Source organism: Flavobacterium bomense (assembly GCF_003970355.1).
Map to the genome: position 1 here is coordinate 246,894 of NZ_RYDJ01000001.1, position 22,279 is coordinate 269,172.

At 34.6% G+C, this 22,279-nt stretch carries 21 protein-coding genes; 8 read left to right on the plus strand and 13 right to left on the minus strand.

From position 1 onward, the window contains the following. On the plus strand, window positions 1–1,608 hold the full coding sequence (locus EKL98_RS01050; protein ID WP_126561319.1) for a DUF1501 domain-containing protein: 1,608 nt from the start codon (window positions 1–3) through the stop codon (window positions 1,606–1,608). A 122-nt stretch (window positions 1,609–1,730) separates the two neighbouring features. On the opposite strand, the gene EKL98_RS01055 is transcribed toward EKL98_RS01050, so the two are convergent. Both EKL98_RS01055 and EKL98_RS17815 read right to left on the minus strand, forming a co-directional pair. Continuing rightward, on the minus strand, window positions 1,731–2,270 hold the full coding sequence (locus EKL98_RS01055; RefSeq protein WP_126561320.1) for a DMP19 family protein: 540 nt from the start codon (window positions 2,268–2,270) through the stop codon (window positions 1,731–1,733). A gap of 104 nt (window positions 2,271–2,374) precedes the next feature. Then, window positions 2,375–2,545: a hypothetical protein gene (locus EKL98_RS17815; RefSeq protein ID WP_197037238.1), complete on the minus strand. Its 171-nt coding sequence runs from the start codon at window positions 2,543–2,545 to the stop codon at window positions 2,375–2,377. A gap of 120 nt (window positions 2,546–2,665) precedes the next feature. Between EKL98_RS17815 and EKL98_RS01060 the strand changes: the two genes are divergently transcribed. Next, complete coding sequence (locus tag EKL98_RS01060) at window positions 2,666–2,995, plus strand: nucleotidyltransferase family protein (protein WP_233589339.1); 330 nt, start codon at window positions 2,666–2,668, stop codon at window positions 2,993–2,995. Beyond that, window positions 2,964–3,296: a HepT-like ribonuclease domain-containing protein gene (locus tag EKL98_RS01065; protein ID WP_126561322.1), complete on the plus strand. Its 333-nt coding sequence runs from the start codon at window positions 2,964–2,966 to the stop codon at window positions 3,294–3,296. The genes EKL98_RS01060 and EKL98_RS01065 overlap by 32 nt, the downstream gene beginning before the upstream one ends. 61 nt (window positions 3,297–3,357) lie before the next feature. On the opposite strand, the gene EKL98_RS01070 is transcribed toward EKL98_RS01065, so the two are convergent. From EKL98_RS01070 to EKL98_RS01085, 4 genes are all read right to left on the minus strand, one after another. After that, complete coding sequence (locus tag EKL98_RS01070; RefSeq protein ID WP_126561323.1) at window positions 3,358–4,077, minus strand: hypothetical protein; 720 nt, start codon at window positions 4,075–4,077, stop codon at window positions 3,358–3,360. 97 nt (window positions 4,078–4,174) lie between these two features. After that, window positions 4,175–4,810 (minus strand): hypothetical protein, encoded by a 636-nt coding sequence (locus EKL98_RS01075; RefSeq protein WP_126561324.1) that lies wholly within the window; start codon window positions 4,808–4,810, stop codon window positions 4,175–4,177. A gap of 7 nt (window positions 4,811–4,817) precedes the next feature. After that, window positions 4,818–5,849 carry a DNA gyrase C-terminal beta-propeller domain-containing protein gene (locus tag EKL98_RS01080; protein ID WP_126561325.1) on the minus strand — a complete coding sequence of 344 codons (1,032 nt, stop codon included), beginning with the start codon at window positions 5,847–5,849 and terminating at the stop codon, window positions 4,818–4,820. 3 nt (window positions 5,850–5,852) lie between these two features. Continuing rightward, window positions 5,853–7,262, minus strand: coding sequence for a phospholipase D-like domain-containing protein (locus EKL98_RS01085; RefSeq protein ID WP_126561326.1), 1,410 nt, complete (start codon window positions 7,260–7,262; stop codon window positions 5,853–5,855). Between the two features lie 119 nt (window positions 7,263–7,381). Here EKL98_RS01085 and EKL98_RS01090 point away from each other — a divergent pair, with 119 nt between their 5' ends. Continuing rightward, window positions 7,382–7,528: a helix-turn-helix domain-containing protein gene (locus tag EKL98_RS01090; protein ID WP_233589340.1), complete on the plus strand. Its 147-nt coding sequence runs from the start codon at window positions 7,382–7,384 to the stop codon at window positions 7,526–7,528. A gap of 507 nt (window positions 7,529–8,035) precedes the next feature. Here the strand turns inward: EKL98_RS01090 and EKL98_RS01095 are convergent. Then, entirely contained in the window at window positions 8,036–8,575 is a 540-nt protein-coding gene (locus tag EKL98_RS01095) for a 3-hydroxyanthranilate 3,4-dioxygenase (protein ID WP_126561328.1), read from the minus strand. Window positions 8,576–8,664: 89 nt separating this feature from the next. Further along, window positions 8,665–9,777 (minus strand): endonuclease/exonuclease/phosphatase family protein, encoded by a 1,113-nt coding sequence (locus EKL98_RS01100; protein WP_126561329.1) that lies wholly within the window; start codon window positions 9,775–9,777, stop codon window positions 8,665–8,667. Between the two features lie 162 nt (window positions 9,778–9,939). Here EKL98_RS01100 and EKL98_RS01105 point away from each other — a divergent pair, with 162 nt between their 5' ends. The 3 genes from EKL98_RS01105 (at window position 9,940) to EKL98_RS01115 (ending at window position 12,231) form a co-directional block, all read left to right on the plus strand. Further along, the gene (locus EKL98_RS01105; RefSeq protein WP_126561330.1) at window positions 9,940–10,941 is read left to right on the plus strand and encodes a S66 peptidase family protein; all 1,002 of its coding nucleotides are present in this window, start codon (window positions 9,940–9,942) and stop codon (window positions 10,939–10,941) included. 165 nt (window positions 10,942–11,106) lie between these two features. After that, complete coding sequence (locus tag EKL98_RS01110; RefSeq protein ID WP_126451910.1) at window positions 11,107–11,466, plus strand: YraN family protein; 360 nt, start codon at window positions 11,107–11,109, stop codon at window positions 11,464–11,466. 108 nt (window positions 11,467–11,574) lie between these two features. After that, window positions 11,575–12,231 (plus strand): aspartate kinase, encoded by a 657-nt coding sequence (locus EKL98_RS01115; protein ID WP_126451909.1) that lies wholly within the window; start codon window positions 11,575–11,577, stop codon window positions 12,229–12,231. A 56-nt stretch (window positions 12,232–12,287) separates the two neighbouring features. Here the strand turns inward: EKL98_RS01115 and mfd are convergent, their stop codons facing one another. Both mfd and EKL98_RS01125 read right to left on the minus strand, forming a co-directional pair. After that, window positions 12,288–15,656, minus strand: coding sequence for a transcription-repair coupling factor (gene mfd, locus EKL98_RS01120; protein WP_126561331.1), 3,369 nt, complete (start codon window positions 15,654–15,656; stop codon window positions 12,288–12,290). Beyond that, on the minus strand, window positions 15,649–16,254 hold the full coding sequence (locus tag EKL98_RS01125; RefSeq protein WP_126561332.1) for a hypothetical protein: 606 nt from the start codon (window positions 16,252–16,254) through the stop codon (window positions 15,649–15,651). Before EKL98_RS01125 ends, mfd begins: the two co-directional genes overlap by 8 nt. Before the next feature lie 312 nt (window positions 16,255–16,566). Between EKL98_RS01125 and EKL98_RS01130 the strand changes: the two genes are divergently transcribed. Beyond that, window positions 16,567–17,505, plus strand: a complete 939-nt coding sequence (locus EKL98_RS01130; protein ID WP_126457859.1) for an L-threonine 3-dehydrogenase — start codon at window positions 16,567–16,569, stop codon at window positions 17,503–17,505. A gap of 76 nt (window positions 17,506–17,581) precedes the next feature. On the opposite strand, the gene EKL98_RS01135 is transcribed toward EKL98_RS01130, so the two are convergent. The 3 genes from EKL98_RS01135 to EKL98_RS01145 form a co-directional block, all read right to left on the minus strand. Further along, complete coding sequence (locus EKL98_RS01135) at window positions 17,582–19,456, minus strand: M1 family metallopeptidase (protein ID WP_126561333.1); 1,875 nt, start codon at window positions 19,454–19,456, stop codon at window positions 17,582–17,584. A 149-nt stretch (window positions 19,457–19,605) separates the two neighbouring features. Further along, window positions 19,606–21,237, minus strand: coding sequence for a S8 family peptidase (locus EKL98_RS01140; RefSeq protein WP_126561334.1), 1,632 nt, complete (start codon window positions 21,235–21,237; stop codon window positions 19,606–19,608). Window positions 21,238–21,313: 76 nt separating this feature from the next. Beyond that, window positions 21,314–22,174, minus strand: a complete 861-nt coding sequence (locus EKL98_RS01145) for an MBL fold metallo-hydrolase (RefSeq protein WP_126455803.1) — start codon at window positions 22,172–22,174, stop codon at window positions 21,314–21,316. Window positions 22,175–22,279 lie beyond the last annotated feature (105 nt).

Genomic DNA, 22,279 nt, shown 5'->3' on the forward strand with positions numbered 1-22,279 from the left:
ATGAAAAGAAGAAGTTTTATAAAAACAAGTGCATTAGCCTCCATCCCTTTAGCTTTGAATGGAATTCCTGTAATGGCGTCAGCTTCAATTGAAAGTAATGCATTAGATGTTTTGGCAAACGCAGCGGTAAATTGCGGAAAAATTTTGGTTATCATTCAAATGAATGGCGGTAACGATGGGTTAAATACCGTTTTCCCTTTAGATAAATGGACAAATTTAAATAACGCACGTTCGAATATATTGATGAACCAAAATTCTGTTCTGCCACTGGCCAATAATACCACTACTGGCATACACCCTGCAATGTCTGAAATGAAAACTTTGCATGATAATGGCAAATTAATGATTATTCAAGGGGTTTCCTATCCCAATCCAAGTTTCAGTCATTTTAGAGCAACTGATATTTGGTTTACAGCTTCTAATAGCAATCAAACCCTTGATGATGGCTGGCTAGGACGATCGCTAGATACCATATATCCTAATTTCCCTATTGGTTATCCTAATAGCGCCATGCCTGATCCATTGGCTATTCAAATAGGTTCTACTTTGCCTTTTTCTTTACAAGGACCTACTATTAATATGGGTTATAATGCTCCGGATCCAAATGCACTTTTGAACGTTATTAATCAAATTACGGATCCCGCACCTAATTCTGATTACGGAACGGAGTTGACTTTTTTACGTTTAATGAAAGACCAAAGCAATGTGTATCGCACTGCAATACAAACTGCTTTTAACACTGCTCAGTCACAAACCGCAACATATCCCAGTGCTAATAAACTAGGTGATCAATTAAAAATTGTTGCTAAATTAATCAACGGCGGATTACAAACTCCTATTTACATTGTCAATCACCCTAATACATCTGATTTACACAGTGGTCAAGTGGATGCTGCTGATAAGACCAAAGGTGCTCATGCTACAAATCTCAGTATTTTATCGCAGGCAATACATGCATTTCAACAAGATTTAGAGCTTATGGGGAAATCAAATTTAGTAACAGGAATGACTTTTAGCGAATTTGGTCGAAGAATTAAAAGCAACGGTAGCCTTGGTACCGATCATGGAGCTGGAGCGCCTGTAATTTTCTTTGGAGCCGCCTTGAATACTGGATCTAGTGCTATAACCGCTCAAAATCCAGTTTCAGGAATGATGGGAACCTCACCAAACATACCTTTAAACCCAACCGTTTCAGACCAGATTGCGATGCAATTTGACTTTAGACAAATTTATTCTTCGATTATGCAAGATTGGTTGTGTATGAGTGAAGCACAAACTGCGGAAGTTTTGGGTGGCACTTTTACAAAATTAGCCCTGTTCAAAACTGCAACTTTAGACACCGTTTCTTATGAAAATGAGCACTTTTTTGTTGTTTATCCAAATCCAATTACAAACAATACTATCAATATTAATTTTAAAGATAGTTTAAGTGATTACATAAATGTGCAGTTGTTTACGATTCAAGGAACAAAAGTCTTCCAAAAATCGTTCAAAGTATATGGAAATACCTTAACATTTTCGCCAGATAACACCATGGTATCTGGAATCTACATCTTAGAAATAGAATACAACAACTATAAATTTCACACCAAAGCGATTGTGTCTTGATAGATTAAGAATGGAATGCTTTAAGTTACTTCATAGAAAAACACAAATGTAAAACACAGAGATTCGCTATGTTATACTTTAACTCTCTCCACGTTTATTTGTACTTTTTCTATGTAAAATAACTACTCCCTTTTAATCTCATGTCCCACAAACTCCTCTAAGGCTGCAAACATATCATCTACAGAAAGAACTTCAAAATCTGGGTGTGTTTTTAAGAAAGCAGCATTCAACGTAATCAAGTTTTCTTCAATTTCGAAAAAAGTGTCGTTGTTAAGCAAATCTCGAGTAGGATTTACGCCTTCGAGTTTTCCTTTCAGGAATTTATTCAGCTTGACACTGCTCATTAATTTCACTTTTTTGGATTGTTGTTGAAACAATTCCAAGTGCTTTTCAGTACCAATCAAAGCCAAACCTTCTTCGATCAATTCGTTTAGTTCTTTATCCCAACCCGAATTGTGAACAAATTGAGCAAAATTTCCTTCGGTATATTGTGCGGTATAATAATCTAAATAATAACTCATTATGGCATCTTCGTGAATCAAATCATCGTTCACGCCTTCCTCACGCATTAAGTTGATTACCGATATATTAGAGTGAATTACATCTTGGAGATTTCCACTGTTCATTGCTGTTTCTGAAATAATTATTCTACCGAATTCCATAGGTTTTGTATTTGAATATGTGCTACAAATTTCGGGCAAAATAGTGAAGAATCGAAATGTTTTTTTTTAGCCACAGATTAGCACCGATTGATTAGCGCAACCATTTAAATGACATCAGATTCGTCACTACGCTTTTTCTGATTCATTTTGGTAACCAACGCTTTCAAACGCATGGCTTTTTCTTTTTTTTCTTCTTGAAGTTTTGTCTTTTTCCGATTGAGCAATTTGGTATGCAACGCCTTATTTTTGGTGTTTTTTTCGGGTCCTTTTGCCATAATGTAGAAGCTTTGTTAATTACGGTTACAAAGATAAAAAAAGCACCTTTCTTTCTGGATGTGTTATCTATAAAACAGAAAATATCTTTTAAAAAAATAAACTATCTTAGCCTTATGAAAATGAAAGAGTCTATACAAATGAGATTAGCGGAATTTTTGACATTATGCAATAGTCATAATGTTAAAAATATTTATGCTTTTGGCTCTGCTGTTACTGAAAATTTCAATGATGAATCCAGCGATATTGATTTACTAATCGAAATTGATACCGAAGACCCAATCGAGCGTGGGGAAAATTTGATGAATATTTGGGACAAACTCGAAGAATTTTTTCAAAGAAAAGTTGATTTATTGACCAATTCATCCATTAAAAATCCAATTCTTAGAAAAAATATAGACACTACAAAAATTTTACTTTATGACGGAAAAGAGCAAAAAGTATCTTTCTGATGTCTTAATGGCGATAACCTTAATTCGCGAATTTACTATTGACATTACTGATTTCAATATGTATGATAAAGACAGAAAAACTCAAAGTGCCGTCGAAAGACAATTGGTAATTATTGGAGAAGCCCTGAATAAATTAAGACTAATGGAAAATGAATTTGTAATTGAAAATGACAAACAAATCATTGGTTTTCGAAACCGCTTGGTTCACGCTTATGACAGCATTGATAATTCAATAGTTTGGGCAATAATCAATCGTCACTTAGAAAAATTGAAGATTGAGATTGAGGGTTTGGGGGATTGAATTGCTTGTTGGAATGGGAACCAAGTCGGGAGACTTCGCCTGCCTGAGGAAATGCCTTTTTTTAAATATTACATTCTATATGAACATTTGTTGATGGATAGTTTTCATTTTTAAATTGTTTTATTGCATCATCTCTTTTTATATTCCATTTATCTGAAATATAATGATAATGTGGTTTTTCCAAATCCCAAGTTTCCTTCCCGCTTATACTTCTATATGTCATAAAGAAGCAATGCCAAGATTCCCCATTATCTAGAAAATGAACAACTCGTGAGTTTCTTTGATTCATTATTTGTTTTAACTCAGCATCGGTTAAATTAGTTTCTCCAATTTTAGTTAATTTTTCACCATTATAATGAAAAATATTTGGTAATTTACAGTTCTCTTTTTTTAATTTTAAAACATCAAAATGATAATAACTATAGCTGTAATTGAAATCATTCCAAGCTTTTATAATTAAAGCTTCCATTTCAATTGGAGATAAACTTTGCTTTTTTAAAATACTTTTTTGTTGTTTTTTAGATAAATATTTATTCCTTAATAAACAAATGAAACTTTCAGGAACCTTTATTTTTAACACATTTTCAAAATATATTTTCCAATCTTTTTCTGCATTTTCCTTAAAAAAATTTTCATCAACACCCAAAGTCATTATTGGATTTTCTTTAAATAATTTCTCTCTTATTTCCGAGATTCGAGAAGCTATAAATCCTCTCTTTATGAATTCAATTGGATTAATTTTATCGACATTTGGGCTAATATAGTATTCTAAAAATTCCATTTATTTATTTTTAATTTTTTAGCAAGGTTTCACAACGTTCCGCTTGAACTTATTAGCGTAAGCGGGGTAAACTTTTTTCAGGACGGGACAGTTAACTTTACTCAATAGTTAATTTTTTTAAAAGTTCAGCATCTAAATTAAAAATTCCTTTTTTTAATCGTTCACCACATTTATCTGTTTTTATTTTTATTTTAGGAATAAGAAAATCAACTAAATCAATAATTTGTTCTAAAAAAGATGAACTTTCTGTAACATATCTTGTAGAAACTATTTTAAATTCTATAGTATATTCTTCAGGAATTTCACCTTTTGGAATTTTAACATATACGATTGGAATTTCATTTTCATTATCACCTCGATGTGCTAAAAAATTATTTCTAATATCAATTATTTTATTGTGCGTAATTAACAAAATATTAGTTTCATTATTAATATTAAAAAAGTCTTCTTTATCAAGTTTAACTTTTTGACCTCTAGTTGCATCACTAAAACACCTTCCATAAAGAATTATTAAGGAGTACCAAAGAGTTTCTTCTGTATGCTCATTTCTTGGCTTCTTCTTTTTACTTTCTAATAATAATTCAGCGTTTGTCTTAACAAAAAGTAAGTCCTCTCTAATTAACATATAAGATGTAATTTGCTTACTCATTGGCAGAGGAACTAATAATTTACTATAATTTGTGTCTAAATCTTTTATTCTCTTTAGCAGTGTAACGATTTTAGAATTATCCATTTTTATATTATGAGAATTGATTTATGTTAGGCAGTTTTACTATTGTATGAATTTGTTCATTTTCAATTAATTTAATTATTTTGATTGCTTCAGAAGCTCTGCCAACCATTTTTACATTAAACATTTCAAAAACAATCATATTATTTAAGTTTGTGATTATTAGACAAATATCTTTATATTTCGCAGTTTTAAGATGTGACATAAAGCCAGTATTATTTGTAATGTTTGCTGTTTTAACACCTTGGCCTCCCCGATTTGTAATGCGATATTCATCTATTGAAGATTTTTTTATTTTACCTTTTTCTGTAATAATAAAAATGCAATCATCAAAGCTATCAATAATTGATAAGCCTATAACAATATTATTTTCTTCTTCTAATTTTAATCCAATATAACCATACGTATTTTTTGATAGAGGTCTAATTTTATACACAGAAAATCTTACTAATTTACCGTGTTTAGAACCTATAACAATTTGATCATCAAAATAATCTGCAATTTTTACGTTAATTAATGAATCATTTTCCTTTAGCCTAATGGCTATATCATTTGTCAAACTTTCGTTGCAGTATAAACTAATGATTGTACTTTTTACAAATCCATTTCGAGTTGCAAAAATTAAAAATTTATTTTCTATATTATTTGTTTTTTCATCGATTAATATAACATCAAGTAGTTCGTCTTGAATTTCAATATTAAATAAATCGTTCAAATCTTTTATTTTCAATATTTTATCAATTGATGTTGAGAAATATTTTCCGAATTTGGTAAAAAATATTATTTTAGATGTTCGAGTAACTAATTCTATTGTTATTAAATTTTCAATAAATATATTTTTAGTTTTTTTGTTGAGAATTAAATTAGCAGTTAAGTTTTTGTAATCATTTAGCGATATTATTTGAAAAAGGAAATCCTTACTAATTAATAATATAAATGATTGATTTGCTTTTTCTAAAATTTTATCTCCAATAGCAATTTGTTTCTCAATTTTTGCTAATGAATTATTTGCAGAAATTAAAGATTTGTTATTTTCTTCCATATTCTAAACAGTTGTTTCGTGTTCTAATTCTTCAAGAATTTTATTAAACTCTTCTTTTGTTTCTTCAAAATAATTATTCCAATTTTTAATATTACTTATTTTATTGAAAGCATCAGTATTCTTAATTGATAATAACTTTTCTTCTAATTCATTACGTTTGCGAATTAAATTTTCTCGAATAATTTTAAGTTTATCTTTTTTATCTATTGTTTCACCTTGTGATTTGAAAATTCCTTTTTCTAAATCTTTTAAAATTTGACTTACTTTTTCGAGATTATTATTATCGTAAGCGTTTTTTAAATCGGTAAATATTTTTGTTGCTAATTCTTTTTGGTCTTCTGTTACTTTGTCAGGATGGCAAAGTTTAGTCGCTTTACGATAATTTTTCTTTAATTCATTTTGTTTTTCTTCATCTAAAACAAAGGGTTTAGGCTCGTTTAATTTATCGTTATATGACTTTGAGAAATCTTCATAGTCAAATTTTGCTTCTTCGTATTCTTGCTGTTTTTGTTTATCTTTTATTGATTCTTTGGCAATTTTCTCGGCTACAACTTTTTTGTAATGAAGGATTTTGGTAATTAATCCCCCTAATTCTTCATTATATTTTAATTCAAAACTTCTAATGTTCTTTTCTATATCCGTTTTTTCGTCAGATAAACTTGAAATTTGATATTCAAGACTTCTAATTTCTAATTGTAATGCAGGAATTTCAGGGTCATTGTAAATACTTATCTTTTTGAATTCACTGGTAAATTTTTGAATTAAAACTACGGCTTGGCTGAATTCTTTTTTTGAACAATGATTTAATATAATGGTTAACGAGTCCAGTTTTTTATCTGAATGATTTTTAGGAATCAGACTTTTGGTTTTATCAATCTGATAATTAATATCTTCTAAATCTTCGAGCTTAATTACATTTACTAATGTTTCCAATCGTATAACAATCTTAATCCAATCTATTTCGGCATTTGGATTATAATACTTGTCTTTTATCTTGTCAAATTCCTGATTGAAATCTAAAATGAGATTGTAATCTTCTTCAATTACTGTTATGCTTTCGTGATTTGACTTTGCTTTTTGTGTCCAGTTATAAGACCCAAAAATTAAAATAGTATTGTCAATGACACAAAATTTGTTGTGCATCAAAGGAGCATAAGCACCTTCTTTGCCTATCCAAAATATTTGTCCTCCATCGTTTATTAAATCTCTATATTTTATATTGCTATCGTGATTTATTTCGTGATTTGCCATAAGTAATTCAACTTGAATTCCTTCTTTGGCTTTTTCGCAAAGAATATCGAATAGTTTCGTATCTGTAAACCAAGCAACTGCAATTCTAATACTTGTTTTCGAACTTTTTAAATTGTTTTCGATGTGTTTATGTATTTTCTCGAAGTACGCTTGTGATTTCATTAAATCTCTTGTATTTATTGGAAAGCTTGTATTTAGCTTTAAATTCTTTCTTCAAATTTACAGAAAAGAAAATTCATTACTTTACGGCTTTCCACATTATGTTAAAAAACATGGCTTTTTTGATTTTTACATTTTACAAGGTTACTAAAACTACCATAGGCAGAATCGAAAGAGCAAAAACAAACACCACCATTAGAACTTTAGTAAAAATTGCCAACGCCTTAGAAATCGAGCCAAAAGAGTTACTCAATTTTCAAATAAAATAACTTTTACGTTGTTCCTTTATTCTGTTATTTCCCAACAAATTTGATTGTAAATATCGTCCGTACCTACGACACTTTATGTATATATCCTCAAATGTGGACGGATTAAAATCCGTCCCTAAATAATTGCCGAGCCTACGACTCTTATTGATGCGTGAAAGTTCCCTAGGAACGATTCATATTGTAGCAACGGATTATAATCCGTTGGCAGGTATAAATAAAAGGAATAAAGTTTATAGGAACGACACCTATTAAATTATTGGCAAAAATTTATAGAAATCCCAAATTCCCTAGCCCCGATAGCAGTGGAAATCCCACGCTTTTGGGCGTGGATTGCAACGAATAGCGGGAAATAGCTCCAAAAAACATAAACAATTTCTCCGTAGTACAGACAAGTCGCGAGCTGTTCTTATCCTAAAAAATATTTTGTTTTTTGCTGCCAAAAACATATAATTTTCAGAAATATTGGGACATGAAGGAAGCGAACTGACGCTAAGCAGCGACTTAAAATTATTTTTTGGCTACAAATCTGGTGTCGGTTTCCATTATGGTTCCACATTTTTCACAGGTTCGCATCTTTGTAGAAGTATAGAACTGTTCAAAATGAGGCAGGAAATCTTTCTCTATATTATAAAGTTCAAAATAGACCTCGTGCAGCTTATGATTACAAGTATCACAAAACCAAAGTAATCCGTCCATGAATCCTTTTCCAGCTCTTTTTCTTTCGATGACAAGTCCTATAGAACCCTCGGAACGCACTGGAGAATGGGGGATTTTAGCAGGATGAAGATACATATCACCCGCATGTAATTCCATTTCTTTGCGTTCCCCATCTTCTTGAATAATCACTTTTATGGAGCCTTCAAGCTGGTAAAACAATTCTTCAGTTTCGTTGTAATGGTAGTCTTTTCTGGCGTTTGGGCCGGCAACAACCATGACGATATAATCACCGGATTCCGTGTATAAATTTTTATTACCAACGGGTGGTTTCAGCAGATGACGGTTTTCGTCAATCCATTTATTGAGGTTGAAAGGTTTTGCAATTGCCATTTTTTCTGAAGGTCAAAGTTTTTAAGGTACTAAGGTACTAAGATTTTAAATGATAGAACCTACTAATTCTCTCCAAAAGTACAAGCACTTTAGTTCCGTTTTTCCTTAATCAAATAAATATACACGGGAAAATGGTCGCTAAATCCTATTTCGGTGGGGGAATGCCGCAACGGATAGCCTTTGTATTGTCCGCTGGTTTGTATCAAAAAAGATTTGTTGTAAATTCCGGCTTTCCAATACCGAAAGCTAGAATAGTCTGATTGCAGTAAGGTTTCGGAAACCATTATTTGGTCAAAAATATCCCATGCATCACGAAATGCAATGGTTCCAAATCCTTTCTTGGCCATTTCCTCGAAGGGATTATAAATCCCAAACGGTAGCACATCTGCTTTTTTTGCTTTGGCGCCAAGCCCAAATTTGACACTTTTATTATATGGTCCGTCATTTAAATCACCTAAAGTAATCACTTTTGCTTCTGGATTTATGCGTTGCAAAGAATCGATTATTTTTCGGTTTAATGCTCCAGCGGCTTCCCGGAACGGACTTGATTTTTTCTCGCCGCCAGAACGCGACGGCCAGTGATTGACTATGATATTGATTTCCTCTCCGTCCAGAAATCCGGTTACCAATAGCTGATCTCGTGTGTAAACCCGATAATTTTTGGTGCTTATTTGCAATTCGTCATCTGTTTTTTCTTCGGAATTGGCTTTAGAATTTTCGTTTGTGGTGGTTCCTTCTTTATAAATGTACAACGGAATGTTACTATAACTCGTGGGCTGAAATTTCTTTTTTTGATACAACAGCGCCACGTCAATTCCTCTTTTGTCCGGTGAATCAAAATGGATGATTCCGTAGTCTTTATCAATAAGTTTGGGCTGTTTTACTAAATCTTCTAAAACGCCTCTGTTTTCTATTTCACAACCGCCAATAAATGTGGGCGAATCCGTGTTTTCAGCTGAACCAATTTCAGCTAACACTCGGGCTAAGTTTCCCAATTTTTTTTGGTACTTCCCATAATTCCACCGTTGCAACCCTTTTGGAGTCCACTCTTCGTCAAAAGTATCCGGATCGTTTATGGTGTCAAAAAGATTTTCAAAATTATAAAACGCAACGGTATGAATAACATATTTTTTTGGTTGCGCAGTATTTTTTGCAATTGGAAAGAATAAAAAAAGAATAGGAATCCAGTACGTAATTCTCATAAATATCATTTATTTACCGCTGTTGCTGAGATCCCTTTTAGAATCTGGTTATTGTAAAAATAGTCATTTGAGTGTGAACTTAGAATTATTTTCTAAATGTCTATCTTTGTTTTTGTCATTTAACGCCTTTATCATTAGAATTTCTCAGAAAAGCAATACCGCATGAATCAAAATCAATTTACTTTTACATCCCGTTATTCTATTTTATATCAATTGCTATTGCTTATTTTTGTGTTACAATCTTTCAACAGTCAAGCCCAATACAATATGATTACACCCCCTAGTTTACAAAAAGGAGATACCGTAGCTATTTTGGCAACAGCCCGAAAAAACACAGATGATAACTTGAAACCAGCTATTGATTTACTGCACAGCTGGGGCCTGGAAGTGGTCATAGGCAGCACAATAGGTTTAGACAACAACCAATTAGCTGGGACTGACGAACAGCGAGCAACTGATTTTCAGCAGCAACTGGACAATCCAAACATCAAAGCCATTTGGTGCGTAAAAGGCGGATACGGAACCGTGCGTATGATTGATTTGTTAGATTTTACTGCGTTCAGAAAAAATCCGAAATGGATTATTGGCTTTAGTGATGTGACTGTTTTACACAATCATTTGAACACTATGGGTTTCAAATCCATTCACGGAATCATGCCGATAACCGCTCCAAGAGCCACTCCTGAAGCTATAAAAACTATGCGGATTGCTTTATTTGGTGAAAAACTATCCTACAATATAACGCCTTTTGTAATGAATAGACCCGGGAAAGCTACCGGAGAATTAGTGGGTGGAAATTTATCCATTCTATACAGTTTGTTGGGTTCACCCTCCGCGATTGATTGTTCCGATAAAATCTTGTTTCTAGAAGATTTAGACGAATATTTGTATCACATTGACCGCATGATGATGAATTTAAAACGAAATGGTTGCCTGGAAAGCGTCAAGGGAATTGTGGTAGGTTCGATGACAAAGATGAAGGATAATGATATTCCGTGGGGGAAAAATGCCATCGAAATTATCGAGGATGTAACCAAAAAATACTCTATTCCTATTTTGTATAATTTCCCGGCGGGACACATACAAGACAACAGAGCCTTAATTTTAGGCAATACTGTAACGATCAATGTCAGCGAGAAAAGCAGCACACTAGTTTTTGAATAAAGAAATCCTCCCTCCGGCTCCACTCCGAAGGAGGGAGAGACTAAACAGAAATAGACTCAGGATAATTGTTTGTAATATTACATATCATTTTGGGTTTTTGGTTATAAATTACCATTCTGAATTGTAGGAATTAATTTCACAGGTTTATTAACTGAAAACTTTTTTATGGCTGCACATAATGAACTTGGAAAACTAGGAGAAGAAATGGCAGTCGAATTTCTACGGAAAGACGGCTACACGATTTTGCAAACCAATTGGACCTTCCAAAAAGCCGAAATAGATATTCTCGCCCAAAAAGGAAACACACTTGCTGTTGTTGAAGTCAAAACGCGTTCCTCATTAGAATTTGGCTTACCACAAGATTTTGTAAAACCAAAAAAAATCCAGCTCCTTGTAAAGGCCGTTCATGCCTTTGTCAACAAAAGAAATTTAGATATAGATGTCCGTTTTGACATTATTGCAATACATAAAGAAGGCAAATCTTATGTCATTGAGCATCTTATCGATGCGTTTTATCATTTTTAATTCGTTTTTTTAATGTTGTATTTGTAACAAATTGTTTTTTTATTTACATTTGCGTTATATGTACACACTGACTATGCGTATATTTACAACCACTAAAAAAATTAAATTATGAAAACTGTTTCTTCCATTGTAGAGAACTACATCAAAACAAAGCCATTTTTGTTGAATGCGTTATCATTAGGGATCATTAATCTGACCTCATTATCCCGGAATATAATGACTGAATTAGAAAGTGAATTTGGAAAGGAAGTAAAACAAGGCGCAGTGGTTATGGCTTTAAAAAGACTCACTGAAGAACTGGATTTCAGACTGAATCACAAGATCAATAAAGTAATTAAAAATATTGGGGAAATTACCGTTCGTTCTGCTTTGACGGATTATACATTTGCTGCTTCTGACACTGTTTTAAATAAACAAGCAGATTTAATTACCGATATTAATACGCTGCCGGATATTTTTTACACTTCGTCCAGAGGTGTGAATGAAACAAATATTGTGGTCAGCAACAGCATCAACAATTTGGTTGACAAGCATTTTGCTTCTGAGAAATTAATTCAAAAACTGGATAATCTGGCTTCGATTACCGTGAAATTACCGAAAGAAAACATCGTTGTTCCTGGGATTTACTATTTTATTTTCCAGCGTTTGGCTTGGGAAGGAATCATCATAAACGAAGTAATTTCGACTTCTAATGAATTCACTATTTTAGTAAGTGAAGAACAAGTAGATGTGGCTTTCAAAGTAATTAAGGATTTGAAGAATTAGAAAATTCGGTTAATCAACAAAGCTTCCAGCCTTCAAAAGACTGGAAGCTTTGTTATTTATTCCCCACCCAATAGCTCCATCAATTCCAAAGCTCTCCTGGTGTTCTTTACATTGTCAAAAGTCAACAGTAATCGCAAACCAGCCGGCGTTTGTTTTTCTTTCATTTTACAAATAGAACTGTTTTTTTGCACAAACAGTAGGACTTGATTAAAACGTTTCGATTGGTAATAATCGGATTGTTGATCCGAAATGAAATAGCCAATCATCTTGCCTTGTTTCATTACTAATTTTTCGATTCCAATGCGGGTTGCAATCCATTTGATACGTATACTATTCATTAACGCTTTGGCACGTGGCGGCATTGGGCCAAAACGATCAATCAATTTATTCTGAAAAATAATGAGTTCTTCTTCGTTTTTTACAGCGCCTAATTCACTGTACAAACTCAATCGTTCCGATACATTATTGATGTATTCATCCGAAAATAATAACTCAAAATCAGTGTCGATTTGAAGGTCCTTGACATATTCTTTGGTTTCCAAATTATTTTCCTCCGGATACAAATCCTTGAATTCATTTTCTTTCAATTCATCAAGGGCTTCATTCATAATTTTTTGGTACGTATCAAAACCAATTTCGTTGATAAAACCGCTTTGTTCACCGCCCAATAAATCTCCGGCACCACGAATCTCAAGATCTTTCATCGCAATATTAAATCCACTTCCCAATTCACTAAATTGTTCCAAAGCCTGAATTCGTTTTCTAGCATCGTCTGTCATTGCGGAATACGGCGGGCAAATAAAATAACAAAACGCTTTCTTGTTGCTACGTCCTACACGACCGCGCATTTGATGTAAATCAGACAATCCAAAATTATTCGCATTATTGATGAAAATCGTGTTCGCATTAGGAACATCCAAACCGCTTTCGATGATGGTCGTGGCCACCAAAACATCAAATTCTCCGTTCATAAAAGCCAACATTAATTCCTCCAGTTTTCGTCCTTCCATTTTGCCGTGACCAATTCCAACTTTGGCATTGGGTACCAAACGCTGGATCATTCCGGCCACTTCTTTGATGTTTTCTATTCTGTTATTGATGAAAAACACCTGTCCGTTACGCTGAATTTCATACGAAATCGCATCCCGAATCAACTCTTCGCTAAAACCGACTACATTGGTTTCAATAGGATAACGATTGGGCGGTGGAGTTGTAATTACGGATAAATCACGCGCTGCCATCAACGAAAATTGTAATGTTCGTGGTATTGGAGTTGCGGTCAATGTCAGTGTATCAACATTGGCAGCTATGGTTTTCAGTTTGTCTTTTACATTAACTCCGAATTTTTGTTCCTCATCCACAATCAACAATCCAAGGTCTTTAAAAACTACATTTTTGTTGACCAGTTGGTGTGTTCCTATCACAATATCGAGTTTCCCTTCGGCTAGTAATTTTAAGGTTTCTGCTTTTTGTTTGGCAGTTCTAAAACGGTTTAAATAGCCAACGGAAACTGGCATATCTTTCAATCGTTCCGTAAAAGTACGGTAATGCTGGTATGCCAAAATAGTTGTAGGCACTAATATCGCCACTTGTTTGCTATTATCCACAGCTTTGAAAGCCGCTCGAATAGCGACTTCTGTTTTACCAAAACCTACATCACCACAAACCAAGCGATCCATTGGACGGTCACTTTCCATATCCGCTTTTACTTCTGCCGTTGATTTAGTTTGGTCCGGCGTATCTTCATAAATAAACGAACTTTCCAGTTCATTTTGTAAATAACTGTCGGGCGCAAACTGAAATCCTTTTTCGAGCCTTCTTTTGGCATACAACTGAATCAAATTGAAGGCAATATGTTTGACACGCGCCTTGGTTTTTTGTTTTAAAATCTTCCAGGCGTTCGAACCCAATTTGTAAATTTTGGGTGGCGTTCCGTCTTTTCCGTTGTATTTTGAAATTTTGTGCAGCGAATGAATACTCACATACACAATATCATTATCGGCATACACGAGCTTGATGGCTTCTTGCGTTTTGCCTTCGACTTGTATTTTTTGCAAACCTCCAAAACGTCCAATTCCGTGATCGATATGCGTCACATAATCCCCAACAGAAAGTGTTGTCAATTCCTTTAACGTAATATTCTGTTTTTTAGAATAGCCATTTTTGATGTTGAATTTATGATACCGTTCAAAAATCTGATGGTCCGTGTAACAGGTAATTTGGTTTTCCTCATCAACAAATCCTTGATACAAAGGAAAAACAACCGTGTGATACTGCTTGCGGATATTCTCGGAATTGGCTTCATCCAAAGTTTTGAAAATATCATGAAATCGTTTGGCTTGGGCGTCATTGGAACAAAACAAATGATTTTTATAGCCATTAAAATGATTTTCATTCAGATTATTCAACAACAAATCAAATTGTTTGTTGAACGACGGCTGTGGTTGAATGTGAAATTCGAATTTTTTGGTGGTTCTAAAAATAGGTTTTGAACTCAATTCTACAATCGAGAAATCCAAGGCTCGTTTTATAAATTCGGCTTGATTCAAGAACAATTGCTCCGGAGATGACCGCTTTATTTCTTGCGATAATTTTGCGAAAGCTTCTTCGGCTTTGCCAAATTGTTTGTCTAATTGTGTTAAAAAATCTTCAGTATTCTGGATAAAAATCACCGTTTTCTCTGAAATATAATCCAAGAAACTTTCTCTGTTTTCCTGAAAAACTTTGTTTTCCACATTAGGGATTGTCGTAATTTTCTTCTGTTGTACCATTGACAATTGGGTCGCAACATCAAAGGTACGAATGCTCTCCACTTCATCTCCAAAAAACTCAATTCGGTACGGATTATCATTCGAAAACGAAAAGACGTCGACAATGCCGCCACGAACCGAAAATTCTCCGGGTTCAGTAATAAAATCGACTCTTTTGAACTCGTATTCGAACAATACTTCATTGATAAAATCGATAGAAATTTTGTCACCAACAGCAACCTTCAACGTGTTTTTATCTAATTCTTTCCGGGTGACCACTTTCTCGAATAAGGCTTCGGGATAGGTGACAATAACGGCTGGTTTCTTGCGGGAATTGATCCGGTTGAGGACTTCGGCGCGAAGCAAAACATTCGCATTATCCGTATCTTCAATCTCGTATGGACGACGGAATGAACCGGGATAAAAGAGTACATCTTGTTCGCCAATCATTTGTTCCAGATCGTTCAAGTAATACGCTGCTTCTTCTTTATTGTTTAGAACAATTAGAAGAGGAAGTTCGGCTTTCTTAAAAACGGATCGAATTACAAATGAAAGTGCAGAGCCCAAAAGTCCCGACAGCTGTATTTTGATTTGCTTGTTTTCTAATAAACGAGCAACGATTTGCTGGGTTTTTGGCGAATTATCGTAGGTGTTGTATAAGGCTGTTTTACTCAACGCGTGGAATATTTGGGTCGATTATAGGTGAATTGGGAATGGCTCTTGTGGTATCCATCATTTTCATTAACTCAGATTCCCCTTCCTCGATGGGAATCTTACTTTTCTCGGTGATTTTGTCCATCTGTCTTTGAAGCGAAACCAATTCTAAATTGATTTCTGACACTAGCTGCGTTACTTTTTTATCTGGAATAGCATCTAAATTAATAAATAAATCCAACAATCGTACCTTAGTAATTAAGGTCGAAATTCTGCTTTTTATTTGAGGTTTACTGTATTCATAAGGGATATTTTCGTTTAAATCCATTACTTTTTTAGAAAGTGCTTTTGATTTTTGTTGGAACGCTTTAATTGATTTTCTGGGTTTCAGCGCTAATTCAGCCAAAAAAATACGCCAGGCATTCCAAGTAGCCAAACTTTTTTCAGAAGCCTCCGTAACTGGAGTATCATAAAAAACCCAACCCTTTTCTATGTTTTTAAAAATAATTTCTCTTCGCTGCATCTCTTTTTTATTTTCGGAAAGGCGTTTTTGATTATTATCCTGACAGGAAAACAAGAGCAAAGCAAGAGCAAAGAAGATTGCTGTTTTATATTTCATGTGTGGCAATTTGTTGTTTTTTACTGGCTGAATGCAATCGCTATACGCTCTTACTTTTGCAAACGAAAACCCATTATACTCGTTTAAAAATCGCCATTAATTTAGGTGCAAAGTTACAAAGTAAATTTACAATTACGAATTACGGCATCGGAATAACTATCTAATATCCCTAAAGCAGTTTTTATATTTAAAACCTATAAAATTAAGAAACATAGCTTGTTTTTAATTACAACTTTAAGAATTTAACAGTATTTTTTATCAAAATTATGTTATTTACGAAAACGTTATCTTTGTTTTTTAAAACAGACAAAAATGAGTACTAAAATATTAATTATTGGCGCTTGCGGCCAGATAGGAACGGAACTTACCCAAAAATTACGAAAAATATACGGAACAGAAAATGTAATTGCTTCGGATATTCGAAAGTTAAATATTGACGTTGTCAATTCCGGTCCATTTGAAGTGGTAAATGCCTTGGATTTCAATCAAATTGAACATCTGGTGGAATTGCATCAGATTGACGAGGTCTATTTGATGGCAGCACTTTTATCAGCTACAGCAGAAAAAAACCCAGCTTTTGCTTGGGATTTGAATATGAATTCGTTATTTCACGTTTTGAATTTGGCGAAAGCCGGAAAAATAAAAAAAATATTCTGGCCTTCGAGTATTGCTGTTTTTGGTCCAACAACACCCAGAGAAAATACGCCGCAATACACAATCATGGAACCTTCAACGGTGTACGGAATCAGTAAACAAGCTGGCGAAAGATGGTGCGAATACTACCATAATATTTTTGGTGTAGATGTAAGAAGCATTCGTTATCCTGGTTTAATTAGCTGGTCATCGCCTCCTGGTGGCGGTACAACGGATTATGCGGTAGATATTTTTCACAAGGCGATTTCGGATAAAACATACGAATGTTTTTTATCTTCCGAAACAAAAATGCCCATGATGTACATGGACGATGCCATTGCTGCGACCATCCAAATTATGCAAGCTCCGGTAGAACAAATAAAAATTCATTCTTCATATAATTTGGCGGCAATGAGCTTTACACCAACGCAGATTGCTGCCGAAATCCAGAAACACATTCCTGAATTTACCATCACTTATGAGCCAGACTTCCGTCAAAAAATAGCCGACAGCTGGCCGGCGAGTATTGATGACGCTGAGGCTAGAAAGGACTGGGGATGGAAACATGAGTTTAATTTAGAAACGATGACTGCCGATATGTTGGAGCATTTGAAGTAAATCATTTAACAATATAAACCAAAAAAAAAAGTCTAGTTGTGAAAATTAGACTTTTTTTATAACGTTTCAATAGTAGTTACTTTATCTCGTACGTATTGTTTTCCTTTTTCAAATCAGCCATTAATCCGCTTGGGTCAATGGTAATTTTTTTGATGGAAGTTTTCGATTTAGAAATATCAAATTCAAAGGTTGGGTACGCCCACGCCCAATCATTCAAAACCGTTCTTTTTATGGCGGGATTTGGATTTTCTTTTTCGAAACTCATCATGCGCAACGGAATGTAGAAACTTTCCGTTGTTCCATCTGTGTACTCCACTAATAAATCAATTGGCATTGGCATTCTACCAATTCTTTCTAAAGTAACGGTTGTTTTGTCCCCATTTTCTTTTATATCCTTAATACCATAATCAATAGTATTGGTGGTTTCTGTCCAATCCACTAAGTACCAATCGAGATTTGCTCCAGAAATTCGTTCTGCAGATCTTTTAATGTCATTTGGCGTAGGGTGCTTGAATTTAAAATCGCTGTAATATTTCTTCAATGTTTTCATGACATTATCTTTTCCAATCAAATACATCAATTGAGTCAAGAAAATTTCCCCTTTACTATACGATGTGATGCTGTAGACTCTGTTTTCATCAAAACGATCTGCATGCGTTCCTTGTGGTAATTCTTTTCCCGAATTTGCCATAGAAAAATAACCGGTATAGGCTCCTGTATAAGGGTTTTCTACTTTTTTATTTGCAATTTCATTCAGTCCAAAATCTTCCAGAAATGAGGTAAAACCTTCGTCCATCCATCCGTGTTTTGATTCATTGGAAGCCAAAACATGTTGGAACCAAGAGTGCGCCATTTCGTGTGCAGTTACTCCAAGCAATCCTTCAAAACTACCTTGTCCTAAAATCAGTGTACACATGGCATATTCCATACCACCATCGCCACCCTGAATCACCGAGTATTGTTTATAAGGATAATCTCCAACCGTTTTGTTGTAAATTTCCATTAACTGGACCGTTTTTGGTTGCAGGTTTTTCCAGTTTTGAATGTATTTTGGGTTGTTTTTATACAAAAAATGCAAATCAACACCGTTAGGCCCTTTTACTACATCGTGAATGTAATCTGGATCAGCAGCCCATGTAAAATCATGAACCATTGGTGCATTAAAATGCCAAGTCAACATTTTTGTTTTCTTTGGAACAGACACAACAACACCTTGGTCTTGATAGCCGTGACCAATTTCATTTTTGTTTTGTAAATAACCGGTACCGCCTAAAACGTAATCCTTGTCAATAGTAATATTCACGTCAAAATTTCCCCAAACACCATGAAATTCTCTGGCAATGTAAGGATCTGCGTGCCAACCTTCAAAATCAAATTCAGCCATTTTTGGATACCATTGCGACATGGATAATGCTACACCTTCAACATTATTTCTTCCGGAACGACGAATCTGAATGGGAACCTGACCCTCAAAATCTAATGTAAATGTAGTTTTAGTATTCGGTAATATTGGCTTGGCCAAAGTCACTTCAAGAATAGTTCCAACCTCTTTTGCAGTAGCAACTGCTCCATCTTGTTTAAAATTTGAAATTCGCAAAAAACCAATTTCATTTGGTTTCAGGTTTTTAATGCGGCTTTCCTTCACTTCTTTACCGTCTACTTTTATTTTGGTGACCATTCTGCCGTCAGGATCTTTGATACTTTGGATTCTGGCATCCATTTCGCTTCCGGGCTGAAAGGCATTATTAAATAGGTGATAATATACTTTTCTCAAAGTATCCGAAGAATTATTGGTGTATACCAATTCCTGCTTCCCGGTGTACTGGTATGTTTTTACATCCAAGGTAACATCCATTTTGTAATCGACATGTTGTTGCCAATACGAGGAGTTTTGGGCAAAAACAGTTCCGAGACCAAAAACAACAAAAGAAAATAAAAGTAATTTTTTCATATGTAGATAATATTTGTTTTTTATAGGAATATGGTATCGCCAGATCTTCATTGGTGTTTGCGACAGCTTCTGTCATGGCGATTTCATAGGTAGGTTTAAATAAAAATGGAAGGACAAACTGCCCTTCCAAGTACTAAATTCTTAAAATATTATTTTTTAGACATTTTTTCTGCCATGAGTAAAGCATTGTATGCATTTACTATTTTACCAGATTTAGAAAGTGCCGAAAAGGGACGCGTGTCATTTGATTTTCCTCCCACAATAACAGCTGTTGTAATTGCAATTCCGGAATCCATCAAGATGTGTTTTACTTGTTGTGCGGATAATTTTGGGTAATACGAACGAATCAAAGCCGCTACTCCTGCTACATTTGGCGCAGCCATTGAAGTTCCTTGCAAGTATTTATAGGTGTCGTTTGGAGTTGTAGCATAGATTTTTACTCCGGGAGCAAAAACGTCTACATTAATTTTTCCAATGTTAGAAAAACGAGCCACAACCTTATTTCCGTATTCAAAATTTAAAGCCCCAATTGTGATAAAATTATCTGCAAACTCTGTTATTTTATCCTCAGAGTCATTTGGAAAATTGTCTGCATAATCGATGTCTTTTGCGTCATTTCCGGCTGCATGTACAATCAAGACGTCTTTTTTCTCTGCATATTTTATAGCATCGTACACCCATTGCTTGTGAGGAGAAAAGCCTTTTCCAAAACTTCCGTTGATTACTTTGGCTCCATTATCTACTGCGTAACGAATTCCAAGTGCAATATCTTTATCATACTCATCTCCATCCGGCACAGCGCGAACGGTCAGAATTTGAACATTATTAGCCACACCATCACCCCCCAAAGTATTATTTCTGGTTTGAGCAACAATTCCGGCAACGTGAGTCCCATGAAGAATTTCATTCTTGTCTGGTCCCATCACATTATTGTTTCCGTATTTAGTATCCGTAATATCATTTGGATTATCTCCTACCACTTTACGGTAGTCTGTTTTTAGATTGTCTCCGTTTATAAGGGCAACCTGATCGTCTAATTGTTTTTGAATAGCCACTTTTAGTTCCGCAATTGGCAATCCATAAGAAAGCATTTGTTGCATAGCCGCTTTGCTCTTTTGTATTTCCAGTTCTTGCGAAACAATCGCATTTACCTCTTCAATGGTATAAACTGACTTACCAAAATGTTTTACTAAAGTAGCATCACTGGTCATAAGAGCCGCTAACATTTGCTCGGAACGTGTTTTTCCTGCCGCAGCATCAGCCACTTTTTTGTCATTCAACGCTTTTGCAGCTTGATAGGTAACGTCATCTACCAGGGTTTTATCTTTGATAATCCTTTCGTATTCCAGATTCTCTTTGGTACTATCTCCAAGAAAATTCCAACCGTGAATATCATCAATATATCCATTTTTGTCATCGTCAATTCCGTTTCCGGGAATTTCTTTGGTATTAGTCCAAAGTGCCGATTTTAAATCCTCATGTTCAATATCCACTCCCGAATCTACAATCCCAACAATAACAGGCACGCCTTTTTTACCCTTCAATAATTCAGCATACGCTTTATCTACGCTCATTCCGGGAATCGTGTCAGTAACAATATCTAAATGGCTCCAACGTTTCAAGTCATTTTCAGTTATTGGTGCTTTTTTTGTAATATTCAAAGGAGCGCTTATGGCAACCAGTCCAGAAATTGAAGTATTTGAAACTTGTCTTGAAGCGCCACAACCTGCTAATGCTAATAAAGCAAAAGCAGAAATGCAAATGGGTTTAATGGTATTCATCGAAAATGTTTTTTGTTAATTTTAAAATATTTGTCTAAAATAATTTTTTTTGTTACAACTGAAACTATACTTAACACTACGTTAAGACTTCATCACATGAAAACCGTTCTTTCAAACGCACCCCTTTTTCCGTTTTTTCAACCGTTATGATTTCGTTATGCGCATCATGTTCTAAAAATAAATAGTAATTATTTTCTGCTGCAGCATTTAGAAATTTCGCTTTTTCAGGCATCGTTAACAAAGGTCTGGTGTCATAACCCATGACATACGCAATGGGAACGTGTCCGGCTGTTGCCAATAAATCAGCGCAAAAAACGATTGTTTTGTCCTTGTATTGTATGTGCGGAATCATTTGCTTTTCCGTATGTCCATCAGCAAAGAAGATGCCAAAACCCAATTCCGATTTTGCCAGAAAATCGCCTTCCGGTCTTTGGATGAAATGCAACTGACCGCTTTCCTGTATCGGCAAAATGTTTTCAGACAAGAACGATGCTTTCTCTCTGGGATTTGGTTTGGTTGCCCATTCCCAGTGATTTTCGTTACTCCAGAATTTAGCGTTTTTAAAAGCCGGTTCATACCCCGTTTTGCCCTTATTCCATTGTACACTGCCCCCACAATGGTCAAAATGCAAATGCGTCATAAAAACATCCGTGACATCATCCCGATGAAAACCGTGTTTAGCTAATGAGTTGTCCATCGAATGGGTACCCCAAAGCGAGTAATACCCAAAAAATTTATCGGATTGTTTGTTTCCCATTCCGGTATCAATCAAAATCAATCGATTGCCCTCTTCAATTAGTAAACAACGAGCAGCAATGTCAATCAGGTTATTCTCATCTGCGGGATTGGTTTTGTTCCAAATGGTTTTTGGCACTACGCCAAACATTGCACCTCCATCTAATTTAAAGTTTCCAGTTTCTATGGGGTATAATTTCATGTTTTTTGTGTTTTTTGAGAAGTTTCAAAGTTAAGGAATTCAAATGCTTTTAGTTGCTTCAAATAGCTTTTTTCTATTTTTGTATTGGTTATAAAAATGTTATCA

Excerpts from the sequence above, each read along its gene's own strand:
- EKL98_RS01050 (WP_126561319.1), top strand. The coding sequence starts at position 1 with ATGAAAAGAAGAAGTTTTATAAAAACAAGTGCATTAGCCTCCATCCCT.
- EKL98_RS01055 (WP_126561320.1), bottom strand. The coding sequence starts at position 2,270 with ATGGAATTCGGTAGAATAATTATTTCAGAAACAGCAATGAACAGTGGA.
- EKL98_RS17815 (WP_197037238.1), bottom strand. The coding sequence starts at position 2,545 with ATGGCAAAAGGACCCGAAAAAAACACCAAAAATAAGGCGTTGCATACC.
- EKL98_RS01060 (WP_233589339.1), top strand. The coding sequence starts at position 2,666 with ATGAAAGAGTCTATACAAATGAGATTAGCGGAATTTTTGACATTATGC.
- EKL98_RS01065 (WP_126561322.1), top strand. The coding sequence starts at position 2,964 with ATGACGGAAAAGAGCAAAAAGTATCTTTCTGATGTCTTAATGGCGATA.
- EKL98_RS01070 (WP_126561323.1), bottom strand. The coding sequence starts at position 4,077 with ATGGAATTTTTAGAATACTATATTAGCCCAAATGTCGATAAAATTAAT.
- EKL98_RS01075 (WP_126561324.1), bottom strand. The coding sequence starts at position 4,810 with ATGGATAATTCTAAAATCGTTACACTGCTAAAGAGAATAAAAGATTTA.
- EKL98_RS01080 (WP_126561325.1), bottom strand. The coding sequence starts at position 5,849 with ATGGAAGAAAATAACAAATCTTTAATTTCTGCAAATAATTCATTAGCA.
- EKL98_RS01085 (WP_126561326.1), bottom strand. The coding sequence starts at position 7,262 with ATGAAATCACAAGCGTACTTCGAGAAAATACATAAACACATCGAAAAC.
- EKL98_RS01095 (WP_126561328.1), bottom strand. The coding sequence starts at position 8,575 with ATGGCAATTGCAAAACCTTTCAACCTCAATAAATGGATTGACGAAAAC.
- EKL98_RS01100 (WP_126561329.1), bottom strand. The coding sequence starts at position 9,777 with ATGAGAATTACGTACTGGATTCCTATTCTTTTTTTATTCTTTCCAATT.
- EKL98_RS01105 (WP_126561330.1), top strand. The coding sequence starts at position 9,940 with ATGAATCAAAATCAATTTACTTTTACATCCCGTTATTCTATTTTATAT.
- EKL98_RS01110 (WP_126451910.1), top strand. The coding sequence starts at position 11,107 with ATGGCTGCACATAATGAACTTGGAAAACTAGGAGAAGAAATGGCAGTC.
- EKL98_RS01115 (WP_126451909.1), top strand. The coding sequence starts at position 11,575 with ATGAAAACTGTTTCTTCCATTGTAGAGAACTACATCAAAACAAAGCCA.
- EKL98_RS01125 (WP_126561332.1), bottom strand. The coding sequence starts at position 16,254 with ATGAAATATAAAACAGCAATCTTCTTTGCTCTTGCTTTGCTCTTGTTT.
- EKL98_RS01130 (WP_126457859.1), top strand. The coding sequence starts at position 16,567 with ATGAGTACTAAAATATTAATTATTGGCGCTTGCGGCCAGATAGGAACG.
- EKL98_RS01135 (WP_126561333.1), bottom strand. The coding sequence starts at position 19,456 with ATGAAAAAATTACTTTTATTTTCTTTTGTTGTTTTTGGTCTCGGAACT.
- EKL98_RS01140 (WP_126561334.1), bottom strand. The coding sequence starts at position 21,237 with ATGAATACCATTAAACCCATTTGCATTTCTGCTTTTGCTTTATTAGCA.
- EKL98_RS01145 (WP_126455803.1), bottom strand. The coding sequence starts at position 22,174 with ATGAAATTATACCCCATAGAAACTGGAAACTTTAAATTAGATGGAGGT.